The sequence below is a fragment of the Nostoc sp. XA010 genome (assembly GCF_020829625.1).
GTDB lineage: Bacteria > Cyanobacteriota > Cyanobacteriia > Cyanobacteriales > Nostocaceae > Nostoc.
This window is the reverse complement of sequence record NZ_JAIVFX010000082.1, coordinates 1-9,687: the sequence shown is the minus strand read 5'-3', so window position 1 is coordinate 9,687 and position 9,687 is coordinate 1. Positions and strand designations below refer to the sequence as shown.

The window sequence follows — 9,687 nt, the reverse complement described above, 5'->3', positions numbered from 1 at the left end:
AGTTTTTTCCCAATCTGAATCCGAAATTTCAATTCCGTAGGCGAGGCAGTTTTCATCCATGCATTTTAATCTACCATCTCAGTAACCCATTTTTGATTGTAGCGTTTCAGATCCTGTGAACAGTTACCTCAGTTCTACAGCGAGTTAGCCTCCCAAGTTGGCGAGGCTGTTAGAGTGGCTGATAATGAGCCTTACTGAAATGGGTATTTGGAGCAATGGCTACTTTGGGTTAACTTTGCTTGGGGGTGTACGTCTGTGGTCTGTGATTGGTTGGTGGCGGTGGTGTAGTGAGATAAAGCTTTGGTAAAGAGTTGAGTAATTCATGCTTCATATTTCGTCTTCCCAGCTTTTTTAGAGACAGCAATTGCACCAACTCCAAACAATAGACCTAGTAGGGAAGTGGGTTCAGGTATTGATGTAGATGAAGAACTCAGGGTAATATTGGCAGCAGAATCTTGATAGATGTATGTTCCACCCCGTCCCACTTCACCCGTCAAGGTAATTTCAGAGCTTGAAGTTTTTTCTAAGGTATATCTTGGAGCATCAAAAGCAATGCCAAAATCAACTACTAAATTCCAATTCGACCCAGAATCAAGCTCAAAATCGACATCTGGGGTTAAGTTACCGCCATTAGTAGATCCTCTCTTCAAATTCAGGTCTAGATTGTTGACGGATAGCTCCCAATCGCTCAAAGTCCCGGACTCTGAGTAAACCACGAATCCAGAATATTCGCTCTCTTTTGGCAAAGAGTTCGTAAGGAATGGGCTAGTAGCATCGACTAAGGTAAAATCACCTGAAAATTCTTGTCTAGTTAGAATCGCTCCCAGTACGGGAGTAGCATGAAATACGCTTGCAACTACCAAACCAATCACGGCGATGCTAAGTTTGGCGAGTCGAACTTGATTCATGGATTAGGTATGCTATCTAAAATTGTTGAAGGTATGCTATCACATCGGGAGCAACTTAAGATACATTCGATACACCAAAAATTTCTGCGATGTGCGGTGTTCTCGAAGAATCGCTCAAGCCAAGAAATGGGCAATATATTAAAGAATTACTCAGTACCCTAACGATTAATGAGCGTTGCGGTGTGATGCTGGAGTTTGAAGACGCAAGCCCTGACAAATTTGCTTAATTGGTGGCAGATACACCCAATCTAAGCCCCAGGGATCGCAGTTTCTACGTCTTTTGACACAAGTTTATTTAATTTTGAGAGATTAATGAGATATTAAGTTGAAAAACGGTTCTTCAGATAGAAACTTATGGCAACCGAGCAAGAGCTTCAATCTCTTTTTAATAAATTAGATACCGATCAAGACGGCAAAATCTCCATTAATGATCTTTTTTTAAGTCCTGGCTTAAGTACAATCATCTCATCAGAAACAAATATCAGTACTCCCCAGGAATTGCTAGTAAATTATGATTCAGACTCTGACGGTAGTATTACCTTTGAAGAGTTAAAGTCAGCAGTTGAAAAAGCAAATAATTTAACCTAGCAGTCAAAAAACCTAATACCAAATATCAATACCCAAAATCCCTCAAAGCGTGTGCGCTTTGAGGGATTTGCAATTTTCATGGTCATTGGTGACTTGCTAACCCAAAACAAAAGTCTCCAAGGAAGGCGAGGCTATTGGTGTTGCTGATGGGGAGCCTTACTGGAATGGCTATCTGGGGCAGTGGCAAGTTTGGGTTAACAATGAATAGCGGTTGTAGGTCTGTGGTGTGCGATTGGTTGGTGGGGGTGTAGGTGAGGAGAAATTGCTTCGGTTTCGACTTGATGATTGTGGACTATGTGCAGTTGATTGAACCAAGAGAAAAGCGGGGTGGTGAAAACCGCGTACAAGAAATCGACTCCATCTTGAAACAACTCAGGGCGATCGCTAAACAATTCAATTGCGCTGTCTTGGGTTTCGCGCAGTTAAAAAGAGAAGTTGATTCACGTTCCCAAAAGCGCCCGACCAAAGCTGATTTTCGAGAATCGGGAGGTTTTGAACAAGGAACTGCTGTCATGTTGGGTTTATACCGGGAAGATTACTACGATAAACAGACCACCCAAAAGGGCATTTTTGAAGTTTCAGTTTTGAAAAGTCGGTTTAGTAGTGATACCAATTTTGTATGAAGTTGCATAGAATTAAAAGGCTAGAAATTATGCTTGGCAGTCATTCCAGCTTTCTGTAGTTTCATGCAGCTTCACAATAATTTGGTATGAGACGACTGTTAATAAGATTGTTTGACGAAAGATTTGGACAATTTAAGAATTTAGCTAAATTTCAGTATTGAACATATAGCTGAACAATAAAGAATCTTGAAATAATTAACTCCAAAATTCAACAAATTATCGCTTTTTTTGAGTAAAATCTATTACACGCAATAATTCATTTTTGGAGATAAATAGATTGAAACCAGTAACAATTATTAACTTTGGCTGGAGCATAAGCTTGCATCGGGAAGGATTATCTTTAGACCAGATGCAAGCGTTTGATTTAATCCATGACTGGTATAGCTCTAACCCTGATATGCCATTTGTATTGCGCGGTTATGCAGGTACAGGAAAAACGTTTTTAGTACAACGAGTAATTCAATCATTTCAGAATTGCTTCAAAACACAAGACTCAGATAAAAATAAAAACGTGGCTTTGAGAGTAGCTTTATGCGCTCCTACACATAAAGCAAGACATGTATTAGATGCAATGGCTCAACAGGCAGGTTTAACAGTACATATCTCAACTTTGCATAGCTTGCTTCATGTTATGCCTGGAGGAGAATATGATGAAAATGGAAAACAACGGCTCAAGCAAAATACCTATTCTAGAGAGCCTCATTATCTAGAATTTAATTTAGTAATCGTTGATGAAGCTTCTATGTTAGGGCAAGAACTTTTTGCTTTAATACCTGAGCGGATTCCTACTATTTTTATGGGAGATCCAGCCCAATTACCACCAATTGAAGACAATGTGGATTCTTCGCCTATTTTTAACTTGCCTTTAGGAATGGAACTAACGCAAGTGATGAGATATGAAGGGGCAATTGCTGAATATGTTACTGCACTCCGTCAAAATTTAAATTCTCAATTTCCACCGTGATTACAGAGCCAAGGCAATATCGAGAAGATGGCATTTGATACTTGGTTACCAGCAGCTATCGATGCTTATAAATTTTCCCGTTCTGGAGCAAAAATTTTGGCATGGACTAATAATAAAGTTAACACTCTGAATCAACAAATTCGGGCTGAACTTTATCCTCATGCTGAACCAATCGAAACTGGAGAAATTTTGTTTGCTAAAGAACCTGTTTTTTTAAATACAGACTCTGGGGAGCAAAAAGAAATTTTTATGCATTCCTGTGCTGAATGTGAAGTTAAAGATTTTCAAGAATACTCTGGGAGTAGGCATCATTTAGTGCATAGCTCCTTTAAAACTTATAGGATAAAAGTTAAGAATGATCTGGGTAGAAAAGCATCCTTGTCTATAATTCATCCAGATTCTTGGGACTTAATTAAATATGCAGTAACCGAAGCAAAAAAAGAAATTTTTAAACTCCCTACGAATCAGAGGAGCTATGCATGGCGCGAATACTACGAATTTTTAGAAACTTACAATTTAGTCGTAAAGGGCAGTTTAATGCATCGATTGCAGTACGGTTATGCAATTACTGTGCATCAATCTCAGGGTGGTACATTTCCTAATTGTTTCGTTGATGCATCTAATATTTTTGGATGTCGAGATATTGTAATGCGGAATAAATTACTCTACGTTGCTTATAGCCGTGCCTCGCAACAGCTTTATTGCTGTAGTAAATGGTGAAAATTGAACCTGTTTAAACCAGTTCCATTTTCAGAAAACTCTAAGAATATGAAAGCACTTTCAGTCAGACAACCTTGGGCATGGGCAATCATTTATGCTCTCAAGGATATTGAAAACCGTGGCTGGCCTATTCATTATCGCGGCGACATTCTGATTCACGCAGCCAAGACTTGTACCAAGAAAGAGTACCAGCTAGCGAGAGAATTTGGCCATTGCATGGGGGTAGTAATCCCAGAACTAATCTCTTTACGTCGCGGTCAAGTTATTGGCATTGTCACAATAGTTGATTGCAAGTTTTCACAAGTTCCGTCTGGCTGGGGAATGCCTGAGCAATACCACTGGAAGCTGGAGAATCCACGCGAGATTACGCCGATTCCTTACATTGGGCGGTTGGGAATTTTTGAAGTACCTGATGAATTGGTCATGGAGGTGGCTGCATAACTAAAACAGTCCCCATGATTCGGACAATGCAAGAACTCTTGGCAACACGAGAAGATATTACCGCCTTTATCAAAAAAGTGAAAACCAAAAAGACGTCACCAAAATTAAATGTCTGCAAAAATTTTGATAAGACATATAAAAAACCAACACTTCCAGATGATGCGCCTCAAGCTGTAGTACTTTTCGCTGGTGGCGGTGGGATTGAGGCGGGGATGGTGCAAGCCGGGATTCCGTCCAGTCATTGCGGTGGAGTTCGACCCCACCAAACCAGACTTGAGCAGGGCGATACCTTACGCTGTGCTGTTAGGAGAAAGCAGGGGATTTAAATGTAACTAGAGTTAATATTTGATATTGATTTGGGCAAAATGATCTCAGGCTCTTTCCATGACAGTAGATTTGGCCAAATCCTCTAATGACAACTTCTTCACCAGCAAATTCATAGATATGAGTAACTGTACCAAAACAAAATCTCTGCATGGCTATCGCATTTTCAAGCTACTTTACTCTGGTAATGGACAAATCAATTCACTGTATTGAGATATGGATAGCTTTCTCAATGTCTAAAACTAAAAAATAGTGAATCATTATTATGTCTATTGAAGAGTTAAATCAAGAGTTAACCAGATTACGTCAATGCCTTCAGCAACTAAAAATAGATAATGCTGAACTACGCCAGGCAGTTCTAGAATATACTACTCAATTAAAGCAACACAAGAGCGAACAGCAAGCTGCACTGCATGAGCGCCAACGGATAGAAGAACAACTACAAACTGCTCAACAGTTTCTGTATTCTGTGATTCAAGCCATGCCTGTAGCAGTTTTTGTCAAAGATGCAGTTGATCTGCGAATTCTCTTATGTAATCAAGCCGCAGAAAAGTTAGCTGGTGTCAGTGCCGATGAAATTTTAGGGAAGAACGACTACGACCTATTTCCCAAAAAAGAGGCCGATTTTTTTACCAAGCGAGATCACGAAGCACTTAATAGCAAAACATTATTAGAGATTCCTGAAGAAATAATTCGGACAAAAAGCGGCGAAACACGCATTTTACAGATTAAAAAAGCTCCGATTCTTGATTTTCAAGGTGAGCCTAAATATTTACTAGTGGTTCGAGACGATATTACAGAACATAAACAAGCAGAAGCTAAACTCAAACAGCAAGCAATAGAACTAAAGCAAACTCTCAATAAATTACAAAGTACTCAAGCTCAACTTATCCAAAGTGAGAAAATGTCTTCTCTAGGTCAATTAGTAGCTGGAGTTGCCCATGAAATCAATAATCCAGTAAATTTTATCTCCGGCAATTTAACTTACGCTAACAATATATCCAACAACTACTGAATCTACTTCATCTTTACCGCATAAACTATCCCAATCCTACTCTTGAAATTCAAACGACAATTCAAGAGATGGAATTCGATTTTTTAGTCGACGATTTGATAAAATTACTCTCTTCAATGGAAGTCGGTGCTGAACGCATACAGGAAATTGTGGTTTCTCTTCGTACCTTTTCGCGGCTAGATGAAGCCGAGTTAAAAGCAGTGGATATTTATCAGGGTATTGACAGTACACTGAGTATTTTGGAGCATCGTTTGAAAACCAGAGCCAATCATGTCCAAATTCAGGTTCTTAAAGATTATGATAATTTACCTTTAGTTGAGTGCTATGCTGGCCAGCTAAATCAAGTATTTATGAATATTTTGTCCAATGCAATCGATGCTTTAGAAGAGCCATTAATTCAAGGGAAACTCTCACATAAACAGCCACAAATTCGCATTTCTACTCAACAACTGAATGCTCAACAAATAGTTATTCGGATCATCGATAATGGCCTTGGTGTTCCCGAACAAGTTAGACAAAAGTTATTTGATCCTTTTTTTACTACCAAAGATGTGGGGAAAGGTACTGGTTTAGGTTTATCGATTAGCTATCAGATTATTACCGAGCGGCATGGTGGTTCGTTAGAGTGTGTTTCTTCTCTTGAAGGGGGAGCAGAACTTGTTATTACAATTCCAGTTGCACAACCCAAACAGTAATTTTGATTCAAAATGTATGATTGCAGGTATCTGGAACATAGCAAGGATTTTGGAGATTGGTCAACTACAATTCGCCCTAGCTCTTTCGTCGCTGAAGCTGCGTAAATTAGCTGAAAAAAATCCTTACTTGGATTTTAGGAGCATATCAAAGTTTAGGATTCAGAGAATGGGATATTTTATATGCAATTTCGCCCCCTCAAGGCATCCCATCAATACCCCGAATAACTCCACACAGAAATGATCGCTCTTGATTGCAGTGCGATCGCTATCCATGCACCGATAGCCTGTTTGGTGAATCCGGTTGAAGAAGCGATCGCTCGGCTCAAGGGAGCAGCACACAGCTTGAAATATTACAAATACACTCCGAGAGTAGCGGAAGCCCTAATCGAAGAGAGAAAGCTATCCTTTGCTTACAACAGTTGAACCAATCCTCTTCAGCCTAACTAAACACCATCAGTAAGATTTTGACAACCATTGGTTGTCATTCGCTAATCAAGCGCTGCCCCATCGCCCCAAGGGAACAGAACAATCGCAGGCTGTGGAGGGGCAGTTGTAACAAGGGCACAGGAGAAGCGATCGCTTACGTTAGGCGCACTTTCACAAAAATACTCTACCGAGTTATTCACCTCAAGAGAGTATATAAATTTACTACGCTCATCTTTTATCAGCATTCAATTTGTAACTTGATAACTATTTATACCTCTGTATAAGTAGTGCAAATCTTGGCTACAGCGATCGAGTTGTATCAACACCAAATCAAGAAGCTGGCTCAAGTCACCCAAAAGCAATTCCGTCATAGACAAACTTGACGGCAAAATGTCTCGGATTCCCTAATAAATTACTGTATTCTGGAATATCCGTTCTTTTATGCGAAATTACCTTCAAAAAAGCTATGAAACGCTTACTAGACAACAAAAATAAACTTTATCAATCAGTTAAAATACCCAAATTTTCATTAATAGGAATGATTTTCGTGTGTGGGCAGAGGGGGAAGAGGCACAATGGTCATGCCTACTAAAAAGGCTTACCAGAGCCTCATCTTGTTCAAGCCACAACAGAATTTTTCGATTCCTTATAAGGAAAACCACAGTACGGACAGAACCGGAATTTCAAAGACGTAATTGGTTCGTTACAGTTAGCGCAACTATTACGTAAGCCAATTCCGCACAAGAAACAAAACTTAGACCTGGGCAACAACCATATCTCTTCAACAGCGGTGCCAGGTTGCCAACAGTGGGGGCAAAATTTCAGAACATCTGATGCAACTATCGGTACACCACGGGCAACAGCATTGAGGTACTCAGGTGGAATCTGCAATGCGACCGCTAATCCACGCTGGCTTTTCTGGTTAAGTAGTGAACAAGTTATCAGTGGTTTATTTATCCCGCGATCTAAGTCCCTCACCATTTGCTAAAAACCTTTGGTGGCGATTCTTTATCCCCCATTAATGCAAAAATAATTGATAACTTTTAACAGTACTGTCTGTTTATCCCATCTACTCAATATTCACAACATGAATATCGACCGATTGCAAGAACTTAAGCGAAAACTCACAAATGACGCAGACTTGTCTGATATCTGGCTATTTTATATGGATCATTTTGCGGATCACCCAGAATTTACTGACCTGGGTGATCCTGCTGATCATGAATATCTAGATGCTGTCCTCCAAAAAACTTGTCAGCAGATGTTTGACAGGGCAATAAAGATTAGTGACTGTTTGCTGATCTACATCGCTCCATATCATTTATTTCATGGAGCTTTCTTTCTTGAAGGGCGTATTGGGGGCGTGATTTATTTCGAGGATATAAAAATTGGGTTAATTGCAGTGTCGGCAGATTATCCCCCTACCGATGCGGTTAAATATTCACGTTTTACTGAGATGATTCAACTGTCTGCTCCTAATGGCAACGATTACAATTGAGATTCACTCTTTAATGTATAGTTAAGGGAATTCCGTTATCTTTGGGTTTTAAATTGAGAATAAATGGAACAGCTTTCAATACCCAATCGGACACGGGTGTATAATTAGCAGCTTCTTCTCCAAAGCTAATAGAGAGCATATCTGTATGAATAATACCTGGATTGAGGGATATGGCTGCCATACCAGTTGGCAATTCTTGTGCCAAAAAACGAGTTAATCCTTCTATTGCCCACTTAGAAGCGCAGTATGGTGCAACTTGGGGTGAAGTCGAACGTCCCCAGCCAGAACTAAAGTTGACAATAATGCCCCGTTTGTTTTTCACCATTGCTGGTACGAAATGGCGAATTATATTCGCTACTCCTTTAATATTGATATCTATTAGATCCGAAAATTCTTCAGATGGTATTTCCCACAAAGGCGCTGGATAATTGGTAATTGCCGCATTATTAATCACTATATCTGGCGGTGAATATTTTTGAAGTACGTCTTGGGCCCATTTTTTTACAAGCTGTTCATTTGCCACATCTACAGATGTGAAATCATTGGGCGCACTAAACTTTTGGCGTATTTTATCAATAGCGTCTGATGAACGGGCGCAACCAATAACAGTATGTCCCTGTTGAATAAAACCCTCGGTCATCGCATAACCTAGACCTTTACTTATGCCCGTAATTAAGATGAGCTTACTCATATTTTCCTGCTATGGCTGTTCTGAATCAATAATTCGTGGAAAAAAATAACCACTACCTCTTGCTGTGATAATAAACTCTGGGTTATTGGGATCGGATTCTACCTTTGTCCGCAATCGTGAAATATGCACATCTACCACACGAGTGTCTGTACTCATCTCTGGTACAAAGCCCCACAATTGCTGTAATATTTCAACTCTTGAAAAAATCTTTCCCGAATGATTAACTAACAACTCTAATAAGCTAAACTCCACACCTGTCAACCGAATGCGTTGCTCATTTTTATGAACTTGCCGCTTACTTGTATCGATTTTGAGATTGCCCACATGGATTATAAGAGAGTTAGGAATAGTATTGATACTGGTTTTGTGGGAGCGCCGTTTTAGTACGCAGGCAATCCGAGCTTCTAATTCCTTGGGTGAGAAAGGTTTTGTCATGTAGTCATCAGCACCGAGTTCCAGCCCAGTGATTCGGTCTGCTACATCTGCCAAGGCTGTTAGCATGATAATTGGTACGTCTGATTCTTTCCGTAATTCTTGACAGACACCATAACCATCGAGCTTTGGCATCATTACATCTAGAACTATCAAATCAGGGGTTAACAGGCGAAAAGCTGACAAAGCTTCTTCACCATCACTAGCTGTCACTACGCTGTAGCCAATCATTTCTAGACGCGTCTGTAAAATTCGGCGGATACTGGCTTGGTTGAGTCGATGGGGGGTATTATCTCCCGCACCTCTCAGTTAAATCTGGGCGTGCGACTTTCACCGCACCCAGCTTCCGATGTTCTCAGCTT

General features: G+C 40.1%; 17 protein-coding genes. 12 read left to right on the top strand and 5 right to left on the bottom strand.

The window, feature by feature from the left end; translation table 11 throughout:
* Positions 1–184 precede the first annotated feature (184 nt).
* On the top strand, positions 185–307 hold the full coding sequence (locus LC608_RS37130; RefSeq protein WP_267871326.1) for a hypothetical protein: 123 nt from the start codon (positions 185–187) through the stop codon (positions 305–307).
* A 13-nt stretch (positions 308–320) separates the two neighbouring features.
* On the opposite strand, the gene LC608_RS35275 is transcribed toward LC608_RS37130, so the two are convergent.
* The gene (locus tag LC608_RS35275) at positions 321–908 is read right to left on the bottom strand and encodes a PEP-CTERM sorting domain-containing protein (RefSeq protein WP_229557950.1); all 588 of its coding nucleotides are present in this window, start codon (positions 906–908) and stop codon (positions 321–323) included.
* A gap of 89 nt (positions 909–997) precedes the next feature.
* On the opposite strand from LC608_RS35275, the gene LC608_RS35270 reads away from it, so the two are divergent.
* From LC608_RS35270 to LC608_RS35230, 10 genes are all read left to right on the top strand, one after another.
* Positions 998–1,135 carry a hypothetical protein gene (locus LC608_RS35270; RefSeq protein WP_229557949.1) on the top strand — a complete coding sequence of 46 codons (138 nt, stop codon included), beginning with the start codon at positions 998–1,000 and terminating at the stop codon, positions 1,133–1,135.
* A 127-nt stretch (positions 1,136–1,262) separates the two neighbouring features.
* Entirely contained in the window at positions 1,263–1,496 is a 234-nt protein-coding gene (locus LC608_RS35265) for an EF-hand domain-containing protein (protein WP_229557948.1), read from the top strand.
* A gap of 251 nt (positions 1,497–1,747) precedes the next feature.
* Positions 1,748–2,119, top strand: coding sequence for a DnaB-like helicase C-terminal domain-containing protein (locus LC608_RS35260; protein WP_229557947.1), 372 nt, complete (start codon positions 1,748–1,750; stop codon positions 2,117–2,119).
* Between the two features lie 277 nt (positions 2,120–2,396).
* On the top strand, positions 2,397–3,083 hold the full coding sequence (locus LC608_RS35255; protein ID WP_229557946.1) for an AAA family ATPase: 687 nt from the start codon (positions 2,397–2,399) through the stop codon (positions 3,081–3,083).
* Positions 3,084–3,110: 27 nt separating this feature from the next.
* Entirely contained in the window at positions 3,111–3,803 is a 693-nt protein-coding gene (locus tag LC608_RS35250) for a helicase C-terminal domain-containing protein (protein WP_229557945.1), read from the top strand.
* Between the two features lie 48 nt (positions 3,804–3,851).
* The gene (locus LC608_RS35245; RefSeq protein WP_229557944.1) at positions 3,852–4,244 is read left to right on the top strand and encodes an ASCH domain-containing protein; all 393 of its coding nucleotides are present in this window, start codon (positions 3,852–3,854) and stop codon (positions 4,242–4,244) included.
* A gap of 14 nt (positions 4,245–4,258) precedes the next feature.
* Positions 4,259–4,570, top strand: a complete 312-nt coding sequence (locus LC608_RS35240) for a hypothetical protein (protein ID WP_229557943.1) — start codon at positions 4,259–4,261, stop codon at positions 4,568–4,570.
* 263 nt (positions 4,571–4,833) lie between these two features.
* Positions 4,834–5,583, top strand: coding sequence for a PAS domain S-box protein (locus LC608_RS37415; protein WP_308189981.1), 750 nt, complete (start codon positions 4,834–4,836; stop codon positions 5,581–5,583).
* Between the two features lie 68 nt (positions 5,584–5,651).
* On the top strand, positions 5,652–6,278 hold the full coding sequence (locus tag LC608_RS37410; protein ID WP_308189980.1) for an ATP-binding protein: 627 nt from the start codon (positions 5,652–5,654) through the stop codon (positions 6,276–6,278).
* 237 nt (positions 6,279–6,515) lie between these two features.
* Positions 6,516–6,701 (top strand): hypothetical protein, encoded by a 186-nt coding sequence (locus LC608_RS35230; RefSeq protein ID WP_229557942.1) that lies wholly within the window; start codon positions 6,516–6,518, stop codon positions 6,699–6,701.
* A gap of 65 nt (positions 6,702–6,766) precedes the next feature.
* Here the strand turns inward: LC608_RS35230 and LC608_RS35225 are convergent, their stop codons facing one another.
* Together LC608_RS35225 and LC608_RS37945 are read right to left on the bottom strand one after the other, a co-directional pair.
* A complete protein-coding gene (locus LC608_RS35225; RefSeq protein ID WP_229557941.1) occupies positions 6,767–6,949 on the bottom strand; it encodes a hypothetical protein in 183 nt (60 codons plus the stop codon).
* 373 nt (positions 6,950–7,322) lie between these two features.
* Positions 7,323–7,685, bottom strand: a complete 363-nt coding sequence (locus LC608_RS37945) for a zinc ribbon domain-containing protein (protein ID WP_374108492.1) — start codon at positions 7,683–7,685, stop codon at positions 7,323–7,325.
* Positions 7,686–7,791: 106 nt separating this feature from the next.
* Between LC608_RS37945 and LC608_RS35220 the strand changes: the two genes are divergently transcribed.
* Entirely contained in the window at positions 7,792–8,202 is a 411-nt protein-coding gene (locus tag LC608_RS35220; RefSeq protein WP_229557940.1) for a hypothetical protein, read from the top strand.
* Between the two features lie 10 nt (positions 8,203–8,212).
* On the opposite strand, the gene LC608_RS35215 is transcribed toward LC608_RS35220, so the two are convergent.
* Both LC608_RS35215 and rpaB read right to left on the bottom strand, forming a co-directional pair.
* Positions 8,213–8,893, bottom strand: a complete 681-nt coding sequence (locus LC608_RS35215) for an SDR family oxidoreductase (RefSeq protein ID WP_229557939.1) — start codon at positions 8,891–8,893, stop codon at positions 8,213–8,215.
* A gap of 9 nt (positions 8,894–8,902) precedes the next feature.
* Complete coding sequence (gene rpaB / locus LC608_RS35210; RefSeq protein ID WP_229557951.1) at positions 8,903–9,634, bottom strand: response regulator transcription factor RpaB; 732 nt, start codon at positions 9,632–9,634, stop codon at positions 8,903–8,905.
* Positions 9,635–9,687 lie beyond the last annotated feature (53 nt).

Coding starts and splice junctions, on each gene's coding strand:
- LC608_RS35230 (WP_229557942.1), top strand. CDS start 6,516: ATGATCGCTCTTGATTGCAGTGCGATCGCTATCCATGCACCGATAGCC.
- LC608_RS35225 (WP_229557941.1), bottom strand. CDS start 6,949: ATGCTGATAAAAGATGAGCGTAGTAAATTTATATACTCTCTTGAGGTG.
- LC608_RS37410 (WP_308189980.1), top strand. CDS start 5,652: ATGGAATTCGATTTTTTAGTCGACGATTTGATAAAATTACTCTCTTCA.
- LC608_RS35265 (WP_229557948.1), top strand. CDS start 1,263: ATGGCAACCGAGCAAGAGCTTCAATCTCTTTTTAATAAATTAGATACC.
- LC608_RS37945 (WP_374108492.1), bottom strand. CDS start 7,685: ATGGTGAGGGACTTAGATCGCGGGATAAATAAACCACTGATAACTTGT.
- LC608_RS35270 (WP_229557949.1), top strand. CDS start 998: ATGTGCGGTGTTCTCGAAGAATCGCTCAAGCCAAGAAATGGGCAATAT.
- LC608_RS35215 (WP_229557939.1), bottom strand. CDS start 8,893: ATGAGTAAGCTCATCTTAATTACGGGCATAAGTAAAGGTCTAGGTTAT.
- LC608_RS35245 (WP_229557944.1), top strand. CDS start 3,852: ATGAAAGCACTTTCAGTCAGACAACCTTGGGCATGGGCAATCATTTAT.
- LC608_RS37415 (WP_308189981.1), top strand. CDS start 4,834: ATGTCTATTGAAGAGTTAAATCAAGAGTTAACCAGATTACGTCAATGC.
- LC608_RS35220 (WP_229557940.1), top strand. CDS start 7,792: ATGAATATCGACCGATTGCAAGAACTTAAGCGAAAACTCACAAATGAC.
- LC608_RS37130 (WP_267871326.1), top strand. CDS start 185: ATGAGCCTTACTGAAATGGGTATTTGGAGCAATGGCTACTTTGGGTTA.
- LC608_RS35240 (WP_229557943.1), top strand. CDS start 4,259: ATGATTCGGACAATGCAAGAACTCTTGGCAACACGAGAAGATATTACC.
- LC608_RS35250 (WP_229557945.1), top strand. CDS start 3,111: ATGGCATTTGATACTTGGTTACCAGCAGCTATCGATGCTTATAAATTT.
- LC608_RS35275 (WP_229557950.1), bottom strand. CDS start 908: ATGAATCAAGTTCGACTCGCCAAACTTAGCATCGCCGTGATTGGTTTG.